Genomic DNA, 24259 nt, shown 5'->3' on the forward strand with positions numbered 1-24259 from the left:
AGTGTAGTAGAATTACGATTCGCTGGAAAACTTTTTTTGTTTAAAAACGATCACTTCATCTGCCTAAATTTAGATTTTAACCTGATAAAAATCTTTAAACATGCCCTATTTTTATTACCCCTGCAAGACCTTTTTATTATATATTTGTTAAAATTCAAAAAAATACAATGGACAAACTTTCAGATAGAGTAAAAAGACTAGGATACTCACAGACTTTTGTAATGTCTAATAAAGCAAGGGAAATGAAGGCGAATGGAATTGATGTAATCAGTTTAACCCTTGGTGAACCGGATTTTGATGTTCCGGATAATATCAAACAGGCAGCATTCGATGCCATCAACCAGAACTACAGCCACTACTCTCCTGTTCCGGGATTTCTGGAACTGCGTGAAGCTATTGCTTATAAATTAAAAAGAGATAACAATCTTGAGTATAAACCAACACAGATATGTGTTTCAAATGGCGCAAAACAGGCTATTTTAAATGTTTTGGCAGCAATTATCAATGATGGTGATGAAGTTTTACTTCCGGCTCCTTATTGGGTAAGCTATGATGAAATGGTTAAAATGATGGGCGGAGCTTCTGTTATGCTTTCCACTTCTTATGTTACAGATTTCAAAGTAACTGCTGAGCAGCTTGAAGAAGCCATTACGGATAAAACAAAAGCAATCCTTTTCAGTTCACCATGTAACCCATCAGGAGGATATTATACCTATGATGAATTGAAATCCATTGCTAAAGTGGTTGCAAAATACCCTCATGTGACGATTATTTCAGATGAAATCTACGAATTCATCAATTATGAAACAAAAACCACTTCCATTGCTCAGTTTCCTGAAGTGTATGAACAGACGGCAGTAATCAACGGAATGTCAAAAGCTTTCGCCATGACCGGATGGAGAATAGGATATTCTGCATGCCCGGAATGGTTAGCCAAAGCTTGTGAAAAAGTACAGGGACAAATGACCAGCGGTGCTAATACTGTGGCTCAAAGAGCTTCTATTGTCGCTTTAAAAACAGATCCAGCAGAATACAGATACATGATTGATGCTTTCAAAAAGAGAAGAGACCTTGTGTATGAACTTATCCAGCAAATTCCAGGATTCAAGGTATTGCTTCCAAAGGCTGCCTTCTACTTCTTCCCGGATATTTCGCATTATATCGGAAAAACTTTGAATGGAACAGAAATTAAAAATTCTGATGATTTTGCCATGTTCTTATTGGAAAATGCTCATGTAGGATGTGTGGGTGGATTCTCTTTCGGAAGTCCGGAATGTATCAGATTCTCTTATGCAGCTTCTGAAGAGGAACTAAGAGAAGCCATGAAACGAATCAAAGATTTGTTAGAGCAATTCAATTAAGAATTAAAAAAATAAAACACAACCACAACAATGAATCTGTTTAAAAAATTAACCATCGTCACCAGTATTGCAGCGGCAAGTTTTGCAGGCCATGCTTTTGGACAGGATTACCAGTGGAAAGAAGCTACTTCCAATGGATACAAATATAAGTTTGTTACCAATGATCCTACTGCCGCAAGATATTATACTTTAAAAAACGGATTAACGGTTATTCTAAGTCCAACCAACAAGGAGCCTAGAATCCAGACGTATATTGCTACCAAAGCAGGAAGTAAAACCGATCCTGCAGATCACACAGGACTTGCCCATTATCTGGAGCATATGCTTTTTAAAGGAACCAACGAGTTCGGATCTAAAGACTGGGCCAAAGAAAAACCTCTTTTAGACCAGATTGATGCTCTTTATGAGAAATACAATCAGACAAAGGATGAAGCCAAGAGAAAAGAGATCTACAAAGAAATTGACAAAGTTTCCGGAGAGGCTGCAAAATATGCCATTGCCAATGAGTATGACAAAATGATGGCCGGTATGGGTGGTGATGGCACCAATGCCTTCACTTCTTTTGAACAAACAGTGTACACGGAAGATATCCCTTCTAATGTTGTTGATAAATTTCTGGCGTTACAATCAGAAAGATTCAGAGAACCTATTCTTAGATTGTTTCACACAGAGCTTGAAGCCGTATACGAGGAGAAAAACAGATCGCTTGATGATGATGGGGACAAAGTTTACGACATGATGTTTGCCAATCTTTTTCCTAATAACAATTATGGAAAGCAAACTACCATCGGAACCATTGAACACCTAAAGAACCCGTCTCTGCACGCCATCAGAGAATACTACAACAATTATTATGTTCCCAACAACATGGGAATTATTATGTCAGGAGATTTCAATCCGGATGAAGTTATTGCCAAGATAGACAAGGCTTTCTCTTACATGAAATCTAAACAGGTTCCTGAATATAAAGTCGGACAGGAAAAAGCCATTACGTCTCCGGTAATCAAAGAAGTGATAGGTCCTGATTCTGAAAGCGTAATGCTTGGTTTCAGATTTCCCGGCGCTTCAACAAAAGATGCCAGGCTGTTAAATTTCGTAGGAAGCATGCTTACCAATGGACAGGCTGGGTTAATTGACCTTGATCTTGTAAAAAAACAAAAATTACTGGCTGCTTATGCCTTTCCTTATGCTTTAAAAGACTATTCCGTATTACTTCTTCAAGGGAAACCTACTGAAGGACAGTCTTTGGATGAAGTGAAAAACCTTCTTCTTCAGGAAATCGATAAATTAAGAAAAGGGGAATTCTCTGATGACCTTATTCAGTCTATCGTCAACAATGAAAAGAAGAACACTATTCAAAAGGATGAAAAATACGCTTCAAGAGCAAGCATCTTAATGGATGAATTCACTTCTGAAGTAGACCATAAGGCAAATCTGGAGTATATTGAAGAAATCTCTAAGCTTACTAAGAAAGATATCATGGATTTCGTTTCCAAATATCTTCAGAATAACAATTATGTAGCGGTGTACAAGAAGAAGGGGGAAGACAAGAGCATTGTAAAGGTTGATAAACCTACCATCACTCCTGTTTCTGTAAACAGAGAAGATCAATCCTCTTTCCTTAAAAAGATTGACGAGATGCCTGAAAAAGCAATCGCTCCCGTATGGCTAAATTATGACAAAGATATTGCTAAAAATAAACTGGGCGATGTAGATGTACTTTCTGTAAAAAATACAGACAATGCTCTATTCAGAATGTATTATCACTTTGATTCCGGAAAATGGAACAATAAAATGCTTCCGTTGGCAGCAGAATATCTTCAGTACTTAGGAACCAATGACAAGTCATCAGAAACCATCAGCCGAGAGTTCTACAAATTAGCATCAAGCTTCAAAGTAAATGCAGGAAACGAGGAAACTTATGTCTCACTGGAAGGTTTAAACGAAAACTTCGATAAAACAATTGCTTTATTTGAAGATCTGATTAAAAACTGTAAACCAGACCAAGCCGCATTAGACGCTTACAAAACAAGACTTAAGAAAGCCAGAGCTAATGCTAAGCAAAACAAAGCAACCATCATGGCTGGATTGAGAAGCTATGCTCAATACGGAGCACAGAATCCGTTCAATAATGTTTTGAGTGACGCTGAACTTGATGCTTTAAAAGCTGATAATCTTGTGAATATCCTTCATGATTTATTCAACTTCAAGCACAAAGTCTTGTATTATGGACCAAAAACCGGAGCTGAAACTGTAGCTTCTTTAAAACCTATCCATAAACTCCCTGCAGCGCTTAAAGAACTTCCAAAGACGAAAACCTTTACACAAATCCCAACAGATAAGAATAAAGTTTTATTTGCGCATTATGATATGGTACAGGCGGAAATCTTCTGGGCAAGAAACTCAGAACAGTACAATTCTACCATTACTCCTACCGTAAGTTTATTTAATAACTACTTCGGAGGCGGAATGGGATCTATTGTTTTCCAGACGATCAGAGAATCCAAAGCATTAGCGTATTCTACTTATTCTTATTTTGCTCTTCCAAGTAAGAAAGAAGATAAAAACAGTATTATGGCTTATGTGGGAACTCAGGCCGACAAGTTCAATGAAGCTTCTTCTGCAATGAATGAACTTTTGACTACCCTGCCAAAATCAGAGCAATTATTTGAAACTGCCAAAAGCGGATTGAAAAAAACGATCGCTTCTGAAAGAATTTCTCAGGATGGCATTATTTTCTCTTATCTGAAAGCCCAAAGACTTGGAAATAACTCAGATATCAGAAAGAATGTCTATGAACAGGCACCAAAACTGTCTTTTACAGACATCAACACTTTCCATGATAAAGAATTGAAAAACAAGAACTACACCTATTGTATTGTGGCATCTCAAGACAAAGTAAATGACACCGATATGCAGAAATTAGGAGAGATTAAAAAACTCAATCTAACCGAAATATTTGGTTATTAAAATAACAAAAAAGCCCTGGTTTCAGGGCTTTTTCATTTCAAAACACATCAAAAACAATTATAGATTTTATTTATCGAAAATCATTTGTTCGATAGATAAAACTTCTCTATATTTGCATTAGAAATTTAAATATAAAAACAGAAAATTATGTCTTTAGTAGGAAAAAAATTCCCGAATTTAACAATCGACGCAATGTCTGAAATGGGTGACGATTTAAGAATCAACATCCTTGAAGAAGCAACTAACAACCAACAAAAAGTTCTTTTGTTCTGGTACCCTAAAGATTTCACTTTCGTATGCCCTACTGAGCTTCACGCTTTCCAGGAGGCTTTAGGTGAATTCGAAAAAAGAAACACTAAAGTAATTGGTGCATCTTGTGATACAAATGAAGTACACTTCGCTTGGTTAAACACACCAAAAGATAACGGAGGAATTGAAGGAGTAACGTATCCACTTTTAGCTGATACTCACAGACAATTGGCCAACACTTTAGGAATTGTAGATCAGGATTTCGAATACAATGAAGAAGGAGAAGAAATCTTCACAGGTTCTAACGTAACTTACAGAGCTACTTACCTTATCGACGAAACTGGAAAAATCTTCCACGAAGCGGTAAACGATATGCCTCTAGGTAGAAACGTAAAAGAATTCTTAAGATTAATTGACGCTTACACTCACGTTCAAAAACATGGTGAAGTATGTCCTGCAAACTGGGAAGAAGGTAAAGATGCTATGAAAGCAGACAGAACTTCTACAGCAGAATATTTAGCTAAGAACTAATTCAATTTAACAATCTAGTAATTTAACAATGTAACAATGCATCGTTGTAGCAGTAGATATTTTTTATTGATACATTGATACCCTATTAAATTGTTACATTGTTAAATTTTACTTCTTAAAATTTAACCTATGTACACAGAATTAACCGAAGATACATTACAAAATATAGTAAACGACAACGAAAAAGTAGTTGTTCAGTATGGCGCAACATGGTGCGGAAACTGCAGAATCATGAAGCCAAAATTCAAAAAATTAGCATCTGAGAATGACTCTATTCCGTTTTTATATGTAGATGCTGAAAAACTTCCTGAAAGCAGAAAATTAGCAAAAGTAGACAACTTACCTACATTCGCAATCTTTAAAAATGGTGAATTGGTAAACCAGGTTCAATCTAACCAGGCTGAAAGTTTAATTAACCTTTTTAACGAATTAGCATAATGAAATTACCAGTAATCAGACAATTCTATCAGAATCAGACTCCTGAGAACCTAGAAAAAACATTAGAAGTATTAGAAAGCTTTTGCGAATTCAGAGGAACAAGCGAAGAGGATTTAAATGTTGCAGGAGAGCTTATTACCAACATTTGCGGAGCTTTGGAAGTTCACGCTAACGTACAGAATGGAATGAGTGAAAAAGATGCTCTAAACTCTTTTGCACAAAAGGTTTTAGGATCTATTGATAAGTAGTTTTTATCATTTAATATTCTATAAAAACACAAAAAAGAAAAGATCTGAGGTTTTCCTCAACACTATACTTCCCTATTCTTTAATCTTACTCTGATTTAACTGAAACTGAACTTCATAGGCTTATTAAGTCCTACTGAAGCGATATTCAGCATTGAATAATTAAAGAATATCCAATAAAATCCAGATGAAAATGTCATCAGGATTTTTTGGGTTCACAGCTTAATTAAACACGAATTTCACTAATGTTTTTGCACAAATATCAGCTGCACTAATAGTGACATTTGTGAAAGCATTAGTGCTATTTGTGGTTGAAGCACTCTTACAATCTTATTATCATTCCGACGAAGGAGGAATCTCAAACATAGCTTAGATTCTTCATTCCACTTCGTTACTTTCAGAAATCGAAGATTCGACGTAGTCAATGACATTCTACAATAAATTGATATATACAGATCCTTTTAAACGCTAATTTTACCAATGTTCTTTTGCACTAATAGTACGAAGGCTTTGATATTGAGTTTTAACCTATCCTTGACAAGGTTTGAAACCTTGACAAGGATAATAGAATTGTACGTTTAACGCAATCAAAACAAAAATTAAGGATACTTTTTAAATCTGCTTTATCCACAAAATCCGCAAGAGAAATAAAAGCAATCCACATCTCAGAAATAAAAAAATCCTGATGAAAGAATCACCAGGACTATTATTTAAAGCTAAATAGATATTCAAATTAACTTCTTCTGCTCATCAGAATATTCAGAATATACCAGAATAAAAGCATAATAGAAGCAAAAAGCTGTAATGCAGCACCAACATACTGATTGGTAGCATAAGAATCTTTTAGTTTGCTTGTCTGATATAAGATAGTTGCAGAAGCAAGAATCACCATTCCTACCGAGAACCATAATCCAAGATTAAACCCAAAAGCCATTCCGCCAATGATTAATCCGATAGAGATAAATCCTCCGATAATGATGATATTTCTTAAAAAAGAAAAATCCCTCTTGGAAGTAAAAGCCACTGCAGAAATACCGGCAAACATTGCAACCGTTAAAGTAGCTGCCTGGAAAATGATATTACCACCACCAGCAACATTAGTAGCGATATAAAGCAATGGCAAAAAGATAACCGCCTCCAGCACAATATAAAACCCTAAACCAAGGTACTGAGTAGATTGGCTTTGTGAAAGTGACCATTTAGAAGCCAAAATAGAAGCCAGCCAGAAAACCCCGATAATTAATAGCCAGGTAAACCTTCCCTGAAACATCATTGCAATAATTTCTACAGGTACTGTTTTCAACAAAATGGTCTCAACTCCAATAAACGCAAGAATCGATAATGCAACATGCAAATATGTCTTCTTGTAAAAATTCGCTTTCTCTACGTCTGTAGAATGAGCGACTAAAACATCTGTCATCATAGTTAATATTTTTTTGATTAATCGAAATTTATTTATCCTTTTTAGCAGGCAATACACCAAGGAGTTTCCCATCATCTTCAAATACAGCACTTATCACTTCTTTCGATGATGAATCTCCGGCATATTTGTATTTAATATTGGGATGACTGATACCATCCATCGTTACATAATAACCTACTTTTAAAATTTCAAACTTTTTATTGACATCAATACCATCCTTTACTTTTTTAAGGACATCTTCTGTGACAATTTCTTTTACCTTATCAGACAACACTTCGTTCACAGCTTTATAATCAGAAGACTGCAAAGCTTTGATAAATGTCTGAAAATTATCATCGTAAAGATTAACCTTATCCTTACTTATGGTAGCCGGCTGTTCTTTCTTTTGATTATTTTCAACCTTCAGTCCTGTGACTTTCTGAGCAAACATCAATTGTGCGCCCACAATAGCCAGACCTAAAAATATTTTCTTCATAATTATTTGTTTTATTATTTGGTGAAATAGGTCATGGAAGATACGAAAATCAGACCAGTTCCAAAAATTTCATCGTATCCACATTATCTGCATAAGTGTCAAGACCCGGATTTTGTGCTTCACCAAAGGAAATTGAGTTTAACACCAACCCTTCTTTAGCTACTATACATTGAATATTTTCTTCATTCTCAGCAATAAAGTTTGTAACATCATCCAATGATTCATATCTGCTGAAATTAATCACAGAAAGCGGACTGAACAGTTTATCATCTTCTTTAAGCATCACAAAATTGTTATCCCAGAATTTGTCCTGGTTCAAAAGATAAACCGCTCTGTTATAATCATAATTATTAGCGTATTTATTATGATTGATAATATCCTGGAAGTCTAAGAAGCTTTCAAAGAGCCTGTCGATCACAAAATCCTGAGGAATGAAGATTCTTGTTACATTTCTGCATCCCAAACCGAAGTATTGGAAGATATCTTTCGCTAAAAGCTGAAGCTCTGCCTCAGTTTCATCACCTTTTAAAACAGCAACAGAAGTTCTGTTTTTACGGATAATACTTAAGTGATTTTGAAAATAATACTCAAGATATCTTGCCGTGTTATTACTTCCGGTAGCAATAACCGCATCAAAATTCGTTAATTTTTCTACAAATTCAAACTGAACCTGATCGTTAGAGAACTCCTTCCATTTTTTTAATAAGAACGGAATCAGATATCTATCTTTAGAAGACAACTTCAATAAAGGAATATGATTGCTTAGCACAACGGAAATTACGTCGTGAAACCCTACCAAAGGAATATTTCCTGCTAAAATCAATCCTACTCTCTTGGAAATTTTAGAGGTTGAATAATTTTTAAGCCAGTTTTTAATATTTTCCTCAGTAAGAAGATCGGCCCATTGTTGTAAAGCAAATTTCTGATTATCAACGGTAAACCATGGATTTTCTATTTCAGATTTCTTTAACAATAATTCAATATTTGCATCATCTTCATTGTGATCCTCCGTTTTCTTCGCTAAAAACGCTTTTATATAATCACTTAATTTAATAAGTCCTAAAACTTGATTTTCGGTATTCATAATTACTTTAAAATTGGGGAATATTTTGTAATTTTGTGCAAATTTAAAAAAAATTAGCGATGGCTATTAAAATAACTGATGAATGCATTAATTGCGGGGCTTGTGAACCGGAATGTCCAAACAATGCAATATATGAAGGAGCTGTAGATTGGAAGGCTTCTGATGGAACCTCCCTTCAAGGGACTATTACAATGCCTTCAGGACTTACTGTGGATGCTGATGCAGCCCAGGAGCCTGTAAGTGATGATGTTTATTTCATTGTAACTGATAAATGTACAGAATGTAAAGGTTTCCATGAAGAACCACAATGTGCTGCAGTATGTCCGGTAGACTGCTGCGTACCAGACGAGGATCATGTAGAATCTGAAGAGACTCTGCTTAACAAAAAAGCATTCCTACACGGCGAATAAAAAAATTCCGTCTCATCATCTGTGAGGCGGCTTTTTTTAACCAAAAATTCAATAAAACCAAAAAATTAAGCTAAAGGATTTCAATTCTTTATGCAACCAAAAAATAAAAATATGAACAAAAAGCACAACTTCAGCGCAGGGCCATGCATCTTACCACAAGAGGTATTTGAAAAATCAGCACAGGCAATCTTAGACTTTAACGGTATCGGATTATCTCTTCTTGAAATTTCGCACAGAAGTAAAGACTTCGTTGCAGTAATGGACGAAGCACGTGCGATTGTAAAGAGACTGATGAACCTTGGTGATGATTATGAGGTTCTTTATTTAGGAAGCGGAGCAAGCATGCAATTTGCTATGGTACCTTATAACCTGATGAAAGTAGGCGGAAAAGCAGCTTATCTGGATACAGGAACCTGGGCAGCCGGAGCCATCAAAGAAGCAAAAAAATTAGGAACTGTAGACGTAGTAGGTTCTTCAAAAGAAGAAAACTATTCTTTTATTCCTAAAAATTATACAGTAGGTTCAGAATATGACTATTTCCACTGCACCTCTAACAATACTATTTATGGAACTCAGATGAAATCATTCCCTGAAGTGGACACGCTGATGGTATGTGATATGAGTTCTGATATTTTCTCAAGACAACTGGATTTTTCGAAATTTGATTTAATCTATGCCGGAGCTCAGAAGAATATGGGACCTGCAGGGGTTACTTTAGTAGTCATCAAAAAAGAAACCCTTGGAAAAACAGGAAGAGAAAACATGCTGTCTATGCTTGATTATTCTCAGCACATTTCCAAAGAGTCTATGTACAATACTCCACCGGTATTCCCGATCTATGCATCTTTATTGACGTTACAATACCTTGAAAACAATGGGGGAATTGCTGCTGCAGAACAAAGAAATGAGGCCAAAGCTAAGCTTTTATATGATGAAATTGACAGCAACCCATTATTTGAAACATTCTGTGTGAAAGAAGACCGCTCATTAATGAATGTTTCTTTCAAATTAACAGACGAAAGCAAAAAAGAAGAGTTTGACAATGCATGGAAGGCAGCAGGAATCAGTGGACTTAATGGACACAGAAGCCTTGGTGGATACAGAGCCAGCTTATACAATGCCTTACCTATTGAAAGCGTACAGGTATTGGTGGATGTAATGAAGTCAATAAAATAGCTTATATTAGGCGACCGAAAAAATAAAAAGATATCAGACTACGGATACCAGACTACAGACCTAAAAGTCTGAGCTCTGGCATCTTAAATCTAACATCTATAATAAAATAACACATGAAAGTTTTAGCAAACGATGGAATCTCAAAAACAGGAGAACGAGCTTTAAAAGAAGCCGGAATTGAAATTCTGGACAATAGAGTGGCTCAGGATCACGTTATTAATTTTATTAACGATAATAATGTAGACGTTCTTCTTGTAAGAAGTGCAACAAAAGTAAGGCAAGACCTGATTGATGCATGTCCGGGGCTTAAAATCATAGGCCGTGGCGGCATTGGAATGGACAACATTGATGTTGAATATGCAAAAAGCAAAGGGATTAAAATTATCAATACTCCTACAGCATCTTCAAAATCTGTTGCTGAGTTGGTTTTCGGACACTTCATTGCATTAGCCAGATTCCTTCATGAATCAAACAGACTAATGCCTTTGGAGGGTGAAACCCACTTCAATGCCATGAAAAAGTCATTCAGCAATGCTTATGAACTTTCAGGAAAAACGTTAGGAGTAATTGGCTTTGGAAGCATTGGCCAGGAAGTTGTGAAAATAGGAATCGCTTTAGGAATGAAGATTCAGGTTCTGACAAGAAGTCCAAAAACAGAAATTCTTACGCTGGATTTCTTTGATGGGCAGTCGGTGAAATTTGAAATCACTTCTACCAATGATATGGATGCATTCCTTAAAGAATCAGACTTTATCAGCATCAATACTCCGAAAACGAATGAATACATTATAGACACCCCACAATTTGAAAAAATGAAAGACGGAGTCTATATTGTAAATACTGCAAGAGGTGGTGTGATAAATGAAGTGACGCTGATTGATTTTATTGATTCAGGAAAAGTAGCAGGAGCTGCATTGGACGTCTTTGAAAGCGAACCCAATCCGGAACTTCCATTACTAATGAATCCGGCACTATCACTTTCTCCTCATGTAGGCGGAAATACGGTAGATGCGCAAGAGAAAATCGGTACCGAACTTGCAGAACAAATTATTAAGCTACAAAAAGAAACTATAAGATAAATATGCCTGTTTTTAAACCTTTCCGTGGAATAAGACCTCACAGAGATTTTGAGGATACCTTCCCTACCCATCCACTGGATAATTTTACCCAGGAAGAAATTGCAGAAAAAGCGCAAGTTGAAAATACTTACATCAACATGATAAAACCTTATGTTGTAAGTAAATCTAAGGATGTAGACCGGAATCTGAGAAAGATCCGCTCCACATTTGAAGAACTTCTGGACGAAAAGAAACTCGTTCAGGATAATTCTGCCTATTATCTTTACGAACAAATATATCCTAACAAGCAAATTTTCAGAGGACTTTTGGGTCTTGCCAGTATTGAAGATTTCTGGAACGGAAAAATCAAAAGGCACGAAAGTACCATTCCTCAGAAAAAAGAAAAACTGGCTCATTACCTTGAAAAAGTAAACCTTCAGGCTGAACCGGTACTGCTTACCTATCCTGCCAACTCGAAAATTGAGTTGCTGATGAACCATGAGGAAAAGAATGTTCCTATCTTCAATCACGTAGACACCATTGGAATCAGACATAAAATCTGGAGAATAGACAACCGTTTGAAGCTTCAGCAGTTTAAAGAAGTAATCGATCAGATCGATGCATTCTATATTGCAGACGGACACCATAGAATTGGCTCTACCGCATTGAACGCGAAGAAACATAAGGATAAAAACAAAAGACATAACGGTACAGAACAGTATAACTTTGTATACAGTTTTATCGTTTCCAACCAATCCATCAAGATTCACGATTACAACAGAATTTTACATGATCTGAATGGTCTTTCTAGTGAAGACTTCCTGAAGGAGCTTGAAAATTATTTCTTAATTCACGAAAAAGGAGAAACACCATACTTCCCTTCTCAGAAATTTCATATTTCAATGTATCTGGATGGTAAGTTCTACTCTCTTCACGTAAAACATGATCTTCGTTCCAAAGAAATGTCTTTAGAGAACCTGGATCACCATTTATTAGACAAATACATTTTCAAAGGTATTTTAAAAATAGAAGATCCGGATAGCTCTGATCTGATCTCTTACGTAAAAGGAACCTCCAATATTAACGGAATTAATATTTTGAAAGAAAAGATAGACAGCGGAGAAGGAAAAGCAGGCTTCGGAATTTATCCTGTAAGTTTTAATGATATGATTAAAATTTCAGACCTGAAACTGAGCATGCCTCCAAAATGTACATTTATTGAGCCAAAATTGATTACAGCACTATTAATGTACGACATGAAACCTTAATAAATTCCTATTTTTTCCCTACTTTTATCATCGGAAAAAGAAAGGTAAATAAAAAATGAAAAAAATATTCATTATACTTCCACTCTTTTTGAGTGGATTTTTATTTTCTCAAAAAAAAGTCCAGAAAAAACCTGCCGGCAGACCAGCAATTCCTGTAAAATTAAATTATCACGATGAATTCAAAAAGATCTCCGATGAGATCATGACCAATGGCAGGGCTTATGAAAATCTTGGAGAACTCACAAAAGGAATCGGACCTCGTTTCAGCGCCACTCCCGGTTATGCTAAAGCAGTAGAATGGGCAGAAAAAAAATTCAAGGAAATTGGCATTAATATGATCTGGAGACAGGAAGCCAAAGCTCCCGTCTGGATCAGAGGGAAAGAATCTTTACAGATAAAAGCAGAAAATGGAGATTGGAAAAACATCAGAATGCTTTCTTTCGGAAACTCTGAAGGCACAGGCGGAAAAGATCTGACGGGTGAAATTGTTTTAATTAATTCCACTTCAGAGCTGAATGCAATGTCAATAGGACAACTAAAAGACAAAATAGTTTTCGTGAATGTTCCTATGGACCCGAAAATTATTAATACCAGTGACTCCTATTTACAAACAGCAAAATCAAAATTGATTTCCGCTTCCGTCATTGCGAAAACAGGTGCAAAAGCATTAATCATAAGATCGTTAACCACTGCGAATGACGATACTCCGCACGCCAAAATGATCTACTACGAACCGGATGATAAAGTGAAAATCCCTGCTTTATCAATAGGCGTAAGATCAGCAGATGAATTGGAAAAAACGTTGAAAAAACAAAAAGTTACTGCTAAAATCAACATGACTGCCGAATCAAAAGCTGGTACTACAAACCCCAATATCATTGCTGAAGTTCAGGGTAAAAAAGATTCTAAAGTAATTGTTTTAGGCGCTCAGCTTGATTCCTGGGATATTGGGGAAGGAGCCATTGATGATGGAACCGGAGTTGCCCAGTGTATCGAAGTTTTAAGAACATTAAAAGCACTTGGCTATGAAAACAACCACACCATTCGGGTAGTTTTGTATGCCAACAGTGAAAACGGAGGACAAGGCCGTGAAATGTATGCTGCTTACGTGAAAAAGAGAGAAGAAAAACACATATTCGCTTTAGGAACAGATGCAGGTGGTTATTCACCGCGAGGGTTTTCTCTGGACATGTCGCCTCAAAGAAGAAGATTGGTTTCTCCATGGAAAGAATACTTTCTTCCTTATGGTGTTTATGATTTCGATCAGACAGACGCCATTCAGGATATCTCTCCTTTAAAAAAGCTGGATATCCCTTTGGCAGAGCTTGTTGTAGACACCCAAAGATATTTCGACTACCACCATTCCGAACAGGATACTTTTGATAAAGTAAATAAAAGAGAACTTCTTCTCGGAGCGGTCGCCATAACACAAATGATTTTTATGGTTGATAAAAACTGGTAATATGAAAAAGATCGTAACTATATCATTATTGACTTTAGGAATAGCCTTTATATCAGGACAAACTAAGGAAGACTCTATACAGTTCAATAAAATTTCCACCGAAATTTTAAACAACGGAAAAGGATATGAAGAACTTCGGGAACTCACTAAAAATATAGGTCACCGCCTGAGTGGTTCCGAAGCCTATGAAAAATCTGTACAATGGGCAGCACAAAAACTTCGTGATGCCGGAGCGGATAAAGTATGGCTTCAGGAAGTGATGATTCCGGTCTGGGAAAGAGGAAAAGAATCCTTGCATATCAAAACACCCAGCAGAAACTGGAAAAATATTAAAATGCTTTCTTTGGGAAATTCTGAAGGGACAAGCGGAAAAGATGTTTCAGGAGAGATCATCATGGTTAAATCCCTTGAAGAATATGACAGACTTCCTGCTGAAAAGGTAAAAGATAAGATTGTTTTCTTTAATTATCCTTTCAATCAGGGATATGTACAGACTTTTATTTCCTATCGGGAAGCAGGAGCCTATAGACGAACTGCAGCTTCTTTAACAGCTAAAAAAGGCGGTAAATTTGCGATTATCCGATCTCTTTCTTCAGCATTGGACGATGTTCCACATACAGGAAATATGCGATATGAAGAAAGTATTGCCAAAGTACCGGCTATTACCATCGGAAATACGAGTGCAGAAGAACTGGAAGCCTTATTGAAAAATCAGAAAGTCACTGCAAAACTTAATTCCAACTGTGGAATGAAAGGTGAAAAGCTCTCCCACTCGGTAATTGGAGAAATTACAGGCAAAAAAGACCAAAATGTAATTGTAGTGGGCGGGCATCTGGATTCCTGGGATGTAGGAGAAGGTGCTCACGATGACGGTTCAGAAATCGTTCAGAGTATTGAAGTTTTAAGAACATTCAAAAAATTAGGAATACAGAACAACCATACTATCAGAGCAGTTTGTTTCGCCAATGAAGAAAACGGAACCAAAGGCGGAAAGCAATACGGAAAAACAGCAAAGGATAATAATGAAAAACATATTTTTGCCATAGAATCCGATGCAGGAGGCTTTTCTCCCCGCGGAATTTCCTTGGAAATGGATGATGTAAAAAGAAACCAAATCAAAAGATGGGGAAATCTATTTCTTCCTTATGGAGTTTATAACTTTGAAGGAAAATATTCCGGTTCGGATATTGCTCCATTGCATGAGATGGGAGTTCCAACAGCAGAACTCGTTCCGGAGCCACAACGTTATTTTGATATTCACCATACCGCAGAAGATACTTTTGAAAAAGTCAACCGCAGAGAATTACTTCTAGGCTCCACGGTGATGACACAACTTATTTATATGATTGATAAAAATTGGTAACCATGAAAAAGATATTAGGAACCTCACTATTATGCTTGGGAATGGCTGTTTTTGGCCAGACCAAAGAAGATTCAATACAATTCAGCAAGATCTCCCTTGAAGTTTTAAATAACGGAAAAGGATACAGTGATCTTCGTGAACTTACTAAAAATATCGGCCACCGTTTAAGCGGTTCCGAAGCTTATGAAAAATCAGTACAATGGGCTGCACAGAAACTTCGTGATGCCGGAGCAGACAAAGTATGGCTCCAGGATGTGACGATTCCGGTTTGGGTAAGAGGAAAAGAATCTCTACACATTAAAACCTCCAACGGAAGCTGGAAAAGTCTTAAAATGCTTTCTTTGGGAAATTCTGAAGGAACAAGCGGAAAAGATATTTCAGGGGAAATCATCATGGTAAAATCTATGGATGAATACAATAAGCTTTCTCCGGAACAGGTAAAAGATAAAATTCTGTTCTTCAATTATGCTTTCAAACAATCATTCATAGAAACTTTTAAAGGATACGGTGACGCTGCCAAGTACAGAACAACAGCTGCTTCCTTAACCGCTAAAAAAGGCGGAAAATTTGCAATCATCCGCTCTCTTTCTTCAGCCTTTGATGATATTCCTCATACAGGAGCTATGCGTTATGAAGAAAACGTTTCTAAAATTCCTGCTGTAGCGATCGGAAGTACCACTGCCGATGAACTGGAAGCTTTATTAAAGAATCAAAAAATCACGGCAAAACTTAATTCTAACTGCGGGATGAAAGGTGAGAAACTCTCCCACTCCGTGATTGGTGAAATTACAGGGAAGAAAGACCAGAGTGTTATTGTAGTGGGCGGACACCTTGATTCCTGGGATGTTGGCGAAGGTGCTCATGATGACGGCGCCGGAATCGTTCAGAGCATTGAAGTTCTGAGAACATTCAAAAAATTAGGAATACAGAATAACCACACCATCAGAGTCGTTTGTTTTGCCAATGAAGAAAATGGGGTAAAAGGTGGTATTCAATATGGTAAAACAGTAAAAGAAACCAATGAAAAGCACCTTTTTGCTATAGAATCAGATGCCGGAGGTTTTGCGCCTAGAGGTATCGCTTTGGATATGGATGATGCTAAAAGGAAGCAAATTCAAAGCTGGTCAAAATTATTTCTGCCTTATGGAGTGTATAACTTTGAAGAAAAATTCTCAGGAACAGATCTTTATCCACTTCATGACATGGGAGTTCCAGCTGCTGAGCTAATGCCCGATTCTCAACGTTATTTTGACATTCACCACACGGAAGAAGACACTTTTGAAAAAGTTAACCGAAGAGAACTTTTATTAGGCTCTGTGGCCATGGCCCATATTATTTATATGATTGATAAAAACTGGTAGTGAAATACGAAGTTTGATATAAAAGAACCCATTAAGTCCTGATAAGATTTGGTGGGTTTTTCTTTTTTAACACAAATACCACGAATGATTTCACAAATGGCGCAATGTGATGGTATACAATGAATTTTAGAAAATTTCTTATTTAAAAGTTCTAACAATACCTTTATCATTCCGTAGGGATCCAAATAAAGCTATTAAATATTGCCGTTGAGATTCTTACAGAAATCGAAGATTCGTAGTAGTCCATAACAAACTAAGTGTTATTCAAGGGTTAAGCATTTTGCATCAAAAAGTATTTATTCTATACTTAATTTGACTTAGAAAATAATTCCAAGAATGTCTTATCCCACCTAACTCCCAATTTACATCAAACTTCCTACCTTCCAAGAAATAAGATGGAAGTGAAATTTTAGAATGAAACATAGGCTTCTCATCCTTTACAATCTTTAAATAATCAGATTCCAGGTTTGATTTTCTATAATATTGAATTTCTATTATCGTTTCTTTTTTATTTGCTTTGAAAATATACAAAGTAACATCATAAAGATCCGAATACTCCCTATCCAAAATCTCAATAACGGAATCCAGCAAAAGTGGAGTTTTAGATTTATTTACTTTATTTCTGGCTTTCCTTTGCTCAAAAAAATTCGCTCCATCAAACTCATTAAAGTCAGACACTATAAAAACGTAATTAGGAGAGATCTTATTCCAACAATTTATCTTTGTCAACCGTTGAAGATTAACAATACAAGTTTCAATCTTTTCTTTTAAATTTTCTTTACTCACTTCTCCAAAATTAAAGTTTTTTCAATATTTACAGATATTGAATATGATATTGAGATTCTTGCAGAATGACAAACCGCACGCTAAAAATTCAATAAAAAATAAAATGAAACCCTAAAACGGTGTCTTGTCATTCCGTAGGAATCCAAATAAAGCTATTGAATATTACTGCTAAGATTCTTACAGAAATCGAAGATTCGACGTAATCAATGAAATATCTTTATCTATTTTCATAATATTACAAGACAGCTAAAAAAATCTGCTTAATCTGAATAATCTGCGAGAGATTATCTCTAAAAAATATAAAAAAAACTCCATCCTGCTTGTAAAAATCTATTATTTTTCAATTTTAAGAATTTTACAATTAAAAATAATTTTTCTTTGTTTAAGGAAATAACCACCATAAAACACTGAAAAACAACAAAATAAAACAACCTAATCTCACCTGTTAATCGTGAATTTATCACTTTGGCATGAAATTGGCATGTCCATTTGTGAGAAAAAAATTAAAAAAGCACTAAGGATGAGAAAAAAGGTTTTCTGTGGATTTTCAGTTTTCCACTGATTCAAAGTTCATATCTTGTATATGAATCCTTTTTTTTCTACGATGCCGTAAAAGATACGGGAATGCGATTAATTAACCCTGCGGTTGATTTTTCACAGCAGATTTATGCCCCGTATCTAACTGGTATCATCAATAAACCCGTGAGTCATTTATTGATTCAAAAATGATTATTTATCCCGGACTTCAGAGCCCGGTATCATAATATTGAATAAACGGCAAAGTTATCATGAACCTTAGCCCAGTAAAGAAGTATGCTTTCTTTATACCATGATAATTATACCTGCTTTATTCACAATTAATTAAAGTATAACCCTTAAAATGTTAGTAATGATGAGAGCCTTTTTTGAAATGATTTTTAAGAGAAATGAAGACGCTGCAAAAATGCATATCTGGAGCCTGTTATTGGTCCTGAGTTTTGCTGCTTTTTCTGTACTGGTGTACAGTTCAAAACCAAGTTTTAATAGCTTAATCGTATATCTTACCGCCTTTGCCGCTTATATCGGCTTTGGTCTTGTATTCATCAGTTCCCTTGCAGGAACAGGAATGAAGAAAGGATCCGGTAGAAACATATAACTTTTATTTCACTCTTTTACTGAAAAACCGCCCTTTTATTAAGGGCGGTTTTTTTACACTGCTTTTTCTACCATTTCACAGATTATTCTTTGAAAATATCTTTCATCATCTTCTCAAGAAATTGGGTAGTTTCTTCCTCTACCATTTTCTCAGATTTTGCTACTAATTCGGCGTGAAAAGGTTGACAACAGGCTTTAATTCCAAATCCATCATCTGTTTTTACAAATTCCGGATGTAAGTTATGCTCTTTACAAACTTCAGCCTCTATTTCCTGTTTTATTAAATCGTAATTAAGATCAAACATATTTTCTATTTTTATTTCATGGGTGAGGGATAAAGATAGGAATAATTTGTTTTTACACAACATCCGTATTTCTACGGGACTTTTATAGAAAACAAAAAAGCCGCCCCTTCCGGGACGGCTTTCATATCTTAAAGATTCAATTATTTTACTTTTACAAGCTCAACATCGAAAACTAACCAAGAGTTTGGTGGAATAACTCCTCCTGCTCCTCTTTCTCCATAACCCATTGCTGGCGGGATCAATAAAGTAGCAGTTTCTCCTTCTTTCAATAACAGGATTCCTTCATCCCATCCTTTGATTACTCTTCCCATTCCGATTGGAATATCGATTGGCTCATTTCTCTTGAATGAAGAATCGAATTCAGTTCCGTCTACTAATTTTCCTGCATAGTGTACAGAAACGTTATCACCAGCCTTTGGAGCTTTCCCTTCAGCAGTTTTAGTGATTTTATAGTAAAGACCTGATTCAGTTTTTTGCATTCCAGCTTTTAAGCTTTCAACTAATTTTTCCTGGTTTGCTTTGAATTCTTCTTCTTTTTTCTTCTTTTCAGCTTCTTCTTTAGCGATGAAAGCTTTATTGTTTTCTGCGATTTTAGCTTTTCCTTCGTTGAAAGTTTTAGCTGCATCGTAGTTTTTGTACTCGTCTCCTTTACCGAAAATAGAAACTTTTTCTAAAACGATATCTGTCTTAGGCTTATCCTGAGCTCCTTTTTCAACATTAGCGATGGCATCAATAACATCGTTACCTTTTACAACTTTCCCGAAGATCGTGTGTCTTCCGTCTAACCAAGGTGTAGCTACTTCAGTAATAAAGAACTGAGACCCGTTTGTGTTTGGTCCGGAGTTCGCCATAGAAAGAATACCTTTTCCTGTATGCTTAAGGTCGTTTCTTTCATCCTCGAATTTATATCCAGGATCTCCCATTCCTGTTCCTTGAGGATCACCTCCCTGGATCATGAAATCTTTGATTACTCTGTGGAAAATAGTTCCGTCATAGTAAGGAACTCCCTTAGCCTTAGCTTTGTTATCGATTTTTCCTTCTGCAAGACCGATAAAGTTGGCTACAGTTACTGGTGCTTTCTTGTCCTCAAACTTTACAATCAGGTTACCTTTTGTAGTTTGAAGATTGGCATAAAGTCCGTCATTAAGACCTTCGTAAGTTTCTTTGTCTACGTTCATTTTTTTATAAATTGGGGTACAACTCATCAGCGAAACACTTGCCGCTGCCAGAATTATATTCTTGTTAAACAATTTCATGTATTATAAAGCTTTTAATTTTATGATTAATGGTATATCGTTGTCTATTTTCTTTTCGTCTCCAAAAGTTCCATAAGCCAAAGAAGACGGCACCAAAAGCGTCACTTCCTCTCCATCATGTATAAAACGCAAAGCATTTTCCACCGCTTTCAGTTCATCAAAATGCCCAAACTTGGCATCTCTTCTTTCAAAAGGCTTATCATATATTTTAGTCTGGTCAAAATCATACAATTCATAAGAATAAGAAATCAGCGTATTATCTGCTCTTCTTTCTCTACGGTCAAAACCATCCGCTGTAACCCAATAATTAAGCTGCGTTGGATAAAACTTTATGCTTTGTCCATTAATCCAATCCTGAATCTGACCTCTTTCGATGGTATTCAGATTTTTCATTCTGTTTTTAGAAACATCCAAATCTTTTTGGCTTAAAACACCGCCTACAGGTAGATGTACCGTCTGGGTATTTCTGTTGCAGCTCAACAGACTTATAGCTGATATGAAGAGTAATTTTTTCATAAACTTTTGCGAAAATACACATTTCGTGAATCAATTACAAAACTTGATGGAGAAATGTATCAATGTATTATTCGGCAATATAACAATAATGTCTAAAATAATATTTAAACCATTAAGACAGATTTAAGTTTTTAAGAAAATTAAGATAGCTTCGCTTTAAAATAGCTTTAACTATTATATTGACTTCCTTAGCTTTCAGATGAGTAAAAAATTGGTTTAAAATAGAAAAGCCAGGACAATTCCCGGCTTTCTATATGTAGTTAAAATACTATTAAACTGTTTCAAGTGCATGGTCTACAACCACTCTCCATCCGAATGGATCTTCAGAAAGGTTGGTTTGAAGGTCTACTAAATCTTTCTTAAGGATTGCTGCATAGCTTTCTTCGTCTGATAATCTTGGAAGTGCTAATTTCTCTCCTTCATATCCTAAAGCCTGGAACTGAGTGGTTACCACTGCGGTTCCTACTCCCCATACTTCTTTAAGCTCTCCTTTTTTCAAAGCTTCAATGACTGTTTTTACTGCAATTGGTTCAACTTTTACCTCGATTCCTCTTTTCTTAGCTAACTGAAGGAAACTGTCTCTTGTCACTCCGTCAAGGATTTTTTCAGATGTTGGTGGAGTATAGATGGTATCGTTAATTCTTACAAATACATTCATAGTACCACTCTCTTCGAAATACTCGTGAGTTGCATCATCAGTCCAGATAATTTGCTCATATCCTTCTTCAATAGCTAATTGAGTTGGGTAGAAAGAAGCTGCATAGTTACCCGCTGCTTTAGCAGAACCTACTCCACCGTTTGCTGCTCTTGAATAGTGGTCAGAGATTTTTACAGATACAGGCTCTGAATAATAGCTCTTTGCTGGTGTTGCTACAATAGCAAACATATATTTTTCAGAAACTCTTGCTTTTAAAGCTTCTTCTGTTGCGAAAATCAATGGTCTGATATATAAAGACATTCCTTCTCCTTGAGGGATCCAGTCTCTGTCGATATCTACTAATGCTTTTAATCCGTCTAAAAACATTTCCTCAGTCACCTCAGGCATTGCAAGACGCTTCGCTGACTTGTTGATACGTTCAAAATTCTTTTCAGGCCTGAAAAGGAAAACCTGCCCATCTTTGTCTTTATAGGCTTTCATACCTTCAAAACAAGCTTGTCCATAGTTTACTCCCATCATGGCAGGTGTAAATGGTATGGGACCGTAAGGAACTAATTTCACATCCCCCCATTTTCCGTTTTCGTACTCACATATAATCATATGATCTATGAAGGTACCACCAAATGAAAAATTGTTAGGGTCAAATGTAGAAATTCTGGAGTTTTCAGTTTTTTGAATTATCATTTTTTAAAATTTTTACGATGTTCTACAAATTTAACATAATTTTCTAAATATAAAAATTTTAGAGTAAATTTGACAAAAAATTAGCTTGAAACGAGAGATTAAGACCACAAACGACGGAAGTAAAACATTGTTTATCAATGATTTAAATGAAAACTATCATTCTCATCACGGTGCTCTTCAGGAAGCAGAACACGTGTTTATCAAAAACGGACTAAACTTAATTAATAATTGCGAAATTAATATTTTAGAACTAGGTTTTGGAACAGGTTTGAATGTTTTAGTAACAATTAATGAATATTTAAAAACTGACAAAAATCATGTCATCAATTATTTTTCGCTGGAAAAATACCCCATAAATGAATCCGAAGTTAAAGATTTAGCCTACTTTGAACATTTTGATAACCCTGAGTTCAAAAATATTTATCAGAAAATTCATCTGGCAGATTGGGAAAAACCAGTTGAAATTGTTAGTGGATTCAACCTTAAAAAGATAGAATGTGACTTTTTTGACTTGAAGAACATCAATCTGCCTGAAATCAACCTTGTTTATTTCGACTGTTTCGGAGCAAGAGTGCAGCCAGACCTCTGGGAAAAACCACTATTTGAATTGGTAGCTGACAAAATGGCCATTAACGGATTATTAACAACCTACTCTTCTAAAGGAAGTGTGAGACGAATCCTTCAGGAGCTTAACTTTCAGGTAGAGAAAAAACAAGGACCTCCGGGGAAAAGAGAAATGATTAATGCAATTAAGCGATAACAGAGTAAAAACAAACAACCAAATTTGTTTTTTCAGCCTTATATCAATATACGCCTCACAAAAATTTATTACCTTAGCTATACAAAATATTATACATTATATATATGATAGACAAGATCAACATTAGAGTGTATGGCTGTGCAGTAAAAGACAAGAAAGTACTCACGTTATTTGAGGAATATGCCGGCGAACCTTTAATGAAATTTCCAGGTGGTGGATTGGAGTATGGTGAAGGAACATTGGAATGCCTGCATCGTGAATTTGATGAAGAACTGAATGTAAAAGTAGATATCATAGAACACTTCTACACACAGGAAAACTTTCTGGTTTCCCGTTTCAAAGAAAATGAACAACTCCTTACCATATATTATATCGTAAATATTGTTGATGAGAAAGAGTTCCTTATTTTGGATCCCTGTATTGAAAAAACGGAATGGATAGATATTGACAGACCGGATAATCCTTTCCCACTTCCCATAGACAAAATCGTATTCGATAAATTAAAAGAAAAATTCCTGTAAGCGCACTTACAGGAATTTTATTTTATTATTTCTTTACTTTAAAATCACTTGCTCCCGGATAAGGTTTCAAATATCCTGAATTCCAGTTAGACTGTAGTAGTGATTCCACAAATTCGTCTGTTCTGTTTTTATGGGGATCATATCGCTCTTTCAAATCAATATCAGCCATCTTCCCTTTCAGATTCCACCAGAAGGCGCTAAAACCACCTCTCAGCTCTTTAATGATCTCGTATACATTTTTACCGGTTGCTCTGTTCATCAGTTTTGCAAAAACCTGTCCTTCCGTAGTGGTAAGATCTCTCAGTTGCTTTTCATATTGATCGGCAAGCATATTCTGCCTTTCTCTTACAAACTTTCTCTTGGCTTTATTATCCAGGTCATTCATGTCTACCTGAATGTCTCTGTACTGCTGCAACGCAGTTACAAATAACGGATATACTCTGTATAACTTCTTATTTAAGAAATAATAGTAATTTTTATCCAGCTGGTTATTAAACCTAGGTTTATTCACTAAAACCAATTCATCCATTACTACAACAGGTTCTCCGTTAACTTCATAGATCTTAACTTTCTGCTGTTCGTCGTAATAATACTTATTACCAAATTCATCTACCTTCAAAGATTCAGCGGGGTATTGATTCAATGGTTTGGCCACCACAGTATCTTCCTGCCCAAAAACGCTGACTCCAAAAAAGAACATAAAAAGACAGATAATCTTACTAAAATTCATTATTTTTACACTTATAAGAACAAAAATTAAACGCA

24 protein-coding genes are annotated in these 24259 nt (G+C 35.8%); 15 read left to right on the forward strand and 9 right to left on the reverse strand.

The window, feature by feature from the left end:
* The first annotated feature begins 167 nt into the window (after positions 1–167).
* From J2772_RS14060 to J2772_RS14080, 5 genes are all read left to right on the forward strand, one after another.
* Positions 168–1361, forward strand: coding sequence for a pyridoxal phosphate-dependent aminotransferase (locus tag J2772_RS14060; protein ID WP_209917705.1), 1194 nt, complete (start codon positions 168–170; stop codon positions 1359–1361).
* 30 nt (positions 1362–1391) lie between these two features.
* Positions 1392–4331 carry a M16 family metallopeptidase gene (locus tag J2772_RS14065; protein ID WP_209917708.1) on the forward strand — a complete coding sequence of 980 codons (2940 nt, stop codon included), beginning with the start codon at positions 1392–1394 and terminating at the stop codon, positions 4329–4331.
* A 147-nt stretch (positions 4332–4478) separates the two neighbouring features.
* Positions 4479–5111 (forward strand): peroxiredoxin, encoded by a 633-nt coding sequence (locus J2772_RS14070; RefSeq protein ID WP_066692332.1) that lies wholly within the window; start codon positions 4479–4481, stop codon positions 5109–5111.
* A gap of 129 nt (positions 5112–5240) precedes the next feature.
* Positions 5241–5549, forward strand: a complete 309-nt coding sequence (locus tag J2772_RS14075; protein ID WP_034698499.1) for a thioredoxin family protein — start codon at positions 5241–5243, stop codon at positions 5547–5549.
* Entirely contained in the window at positions 5549–5797 is a 249-nt protein-coding gene (locus tag J2772_RS14080; RefSeq protein ID WP_002980002.1) for a DUF6952 family protein, read from the forward strand. Before J2772_RS14075 ends, J2772_RS14080 begins: the two co-directional genes overlap by 1 nt.
* Positions 5798–6527: 730 nt before the next feature.
* On the opposite strand, the gene J2772_RS14085 is transcribed toward J2772_RS14080, so the two are convergent.
* From J2772_RS14085 to J2772_RS14095, 3 genes are read right to left on the reverse strand one after another with little or no spacing between them, the layout of a single operon-like run.
* Complete coding sequence (locus J2772_RS14085) at positions 6528–7217, reverse strand: Bax inhibitor-1 family protein (RefSeq protein WP_209917710.1); 690 nt, start codon at positions 7215–7217, stop codon at positions 6528–6530.
* Between the two features lie 28 nt (positions 7218–7245).
* The gene (locus tag J2772_RS14090; protein WP_209917712.1) at positions 7246–7692 is read right to left on the reverse strand and encodes a peptidylprolyl isomerase; all 447 of its coding nucleotides are present in this window, start codon (positions 7690–7692) and stop codon (positions 7246–7248) included.
* Positions 7693–7741: 49 nt separating this feature from the next.
* Positions 7742–8776: an acyl-CoA reductase gene (locus J2772_RS14095; RefSeq protein ID WP_209917714.1), complete on the reverse strand. Its 1035-nt coding sequence runs from the start codon at positions 8774–8776 to the stop codon at positions 7742–7744.
* 59 nt (positions 8777–8835) lie between these two features.
* On the opposite strand from J2772_RS14095, the gene J2772_RS14100 reads away from it, so the two are divergent.
* The 7 genes from J2772_RS14100 to J2772_RS14130 all read left to right on the forward strand — a co-directional run bounded on the left by J2772_RS14100 (position 8836) and on the right by J2772_RS14130 (position 16874).
* Positions 8836–9186 (forward strand): 4Fe-4S binding protein, encoded by a 351-nt coding sequence (locus J2772_RS14100; protein ID WP_045496097.1) that lies wholly within the window; start codon positions 8836–8838, stop codon positions 9184–9186.
* A 111-nt stretch (positions 9187–9297) separates the two neighbouring features.
* On the forward strand, positions 9298–10362 hold the full coding sequence (serC, locus tag J2772_RS14105; protein WP_209917716.1) for a 3-phosphoserine/phosphohydroxythreonine transaminase: 1065 nt from the start codon (positions 9298–9300) through the stop codon (positions 10360–10362).
* A 113-nt stretch (positions 10363–10475) separates the two neighbouring features.
* Positions 10476–11441 carry a D-2-hydroxyacid dehydrogenase gene (locus J2772_RS14110; protein WP_209917718.1) on the forward strand — a complete coding sequence of 322 codons (966 nt, stop codon included), beginning with the start codon at positions 10476–10478 and terminating at the stop codon, positions 11439–11441.
* Between the two features lie 2 nt (positions 11442–11443).
* Positions 11444–12688: a DUF1015 domain-containing protein gene (locus J2772_RS14115; protein WP_209917720.1), complete on the forward strand. Its 1245-nt coding sequence runs from the start codon at positions 11444–11446 to the stop codon at positions 12686–12688.
* A gap of 55 nt (positions 12689–12743) precedes the next feature.
* Positions 12744–14150 (forward strand): M28 family peptidase, encoded by a 1407-nt coding sequence (locus J2772_RS14120; RefSeq protein ID WP_209917722.1) that lies wholly within the window; start codon positions 12744–12746, stop codon positions 14148–14150.
* A gap of 1 nt (position 14151) precedes the next feature.
* Positions 14152–15513, forward strand: coding sequence for a M28 family peptidase (locus J2772_RS14125; RefSeq protein ID WP_209917723.1), 1362 nt, complete (start codon positions 14152–14154; stop codon positions 15511–15513).
* 2 nt (positions 15514–15515) lie between these two features.
* Positions 15516–16874, forward strand: coding sequence for a M20/M25/M40 family metallo-hydrolase (locus J2772_RS14130; protein WP_209917725.1), 1359 nt, complete (start codon positions 15516–15518; stop codon positions 16872–16874).
* 285 nt (positions 16875–17159) lie between these two features.
* Here the strand turns inward: J2772_RS14130 and J2772_RS14135 are convergent, their stop codons facing one another.
* Positions 17160–17660, reverse strand: coding sequence for a hypothetical protein (locus J2772_RS14135; protein WP_209917727.1), 501 nt, complete (start codon positions 17658–17660; stop codon positions 17160–17162).
* A gap of 889 nt (positions 17661–18549) precedes the next feature.
* Between J2772_RS14135 and J2772_RS14140 the strand changes: the two genes are divergently transcribed.
* Entirely contained in the window at positions 18550–18795 is a 246-nt protein-coding gene (locus tag J2772_RS14140) for a hypothetical protein (protein ID WP_139166077.1), read from the forward strand.
* A gap of 82 nt (positions 18796–18877) precedes the next feature.
* On the opposite strand, the gene J2772_RS14145 is transcribed toward J2772_RS14140, so the two are convergent.
* The 4 genes from J2772_RS14145 to J2772_RS14160 all read right to left on the reverse strand — a co-directional run bounded on the left by J2772_RS14145 (position 18878) and on the right by J2772_RS14160 (position 22213).
* On the reverse strand, positions 18878–19099 hold the full coding sequence (locus J2772_RS14145) for a hypothetical protein (protein ID WP_045496073.1): 222 nt from the start codon (positions 19097–19099) through the stop codon (positions 18878–18880).
* Positions 19100–19239: 140 nt separating this feature from the next.
* Positions 19240–20277 carry a peptidylprolyl isomerase gene (locus J2772_RS14150; protein ID WP_245365236.1) on the reverse strand — a complete coding sequence of 346 codons (1038 nt, stop codon included), beginning with the start codon at positions 20275–20277 and terminating at the stop codon, positions 19240–19242.
* 81 nt (positions 20278–20358) lie between these two features.
* A complete protein-coding gene (locus J2772_RS14155; RefSeq protein ID WP_209917730.1) occupies positions 20359–20871 on the reverse strand; it encodes an FKBP-type peptidyl-prolyl cis-trans isomerase in 513 nt (170 codons plus the stop codon).
* Between the two features lie 271 nt (positions 20872–21142).
* Positions 21143–22213: a branched-chain amino acid aminotransferase gene (locus tag J2772_RS14160; RefSeq protein ID WP_209917732.1), complete on the reverse strand. Its 1071-nt coding sequence runs from the start codon at positions 22211–22213 to the stop codon at positions 21143–21145.
* An 85-nt stretch (positions 22214–22298) separates the two neighbouring features.
* Here J2772_RS14160 and mnmD point away from each other — a divergent pair, with 85 nt between their 5' ends.
* Entirely contained in the window at positions 22299–22973 is a 675-nt protein-coding gene (gene mnmD, locus J2772_RS14165; protein ID WP_209917734.1) for a tRNA (5-methylaminomethyl-2-thiouridine)(34)-methyltransferase MnmD, read from the forward strand.
* Positions 22974–23077: 104 nt separating this feature from the next.
* Positions 23078–23494, forward strand: a complete 417-nt coding sequence (locus J2772_RS14170) for an NUDIX domain-containing protein (protein ID WP_209917736.1) — start codon at positions 23078–23080, stop codon at positions 23492–23494.
* A 25-nt stretch (positions 23495–23519) separates the two neighbouring features.
* Here the strand turns inward: J2772_RS14170 and J2772_RS14175 are convergent, their stop codons facing one another.
* Positions 23520–24224 carry a DUF4294 domain-containing protein gene (locus tag J2772_RS14175; protein ID WP_209917738.1) on the reverse strand — a complete coding sequence of 235 codons (705 nt, stop codon included), beginning with the start codon at positions 24222–24224 and terminating at the stop codon, positions 23520–23522.
* Positions 24225–24259: the final 35 nt, after the last annotated feature.

This window comes from Chryseobacterium jejuense, assembly GCF_017877355.1.
Taxonomy (GTDB): domain Bacteria; phylum Bacteroidota; class Bacteroidia; order Flavobacteriales; family Weeksellaceae; genus Chryseobacterium; species Chryseobacterium jejuense_A.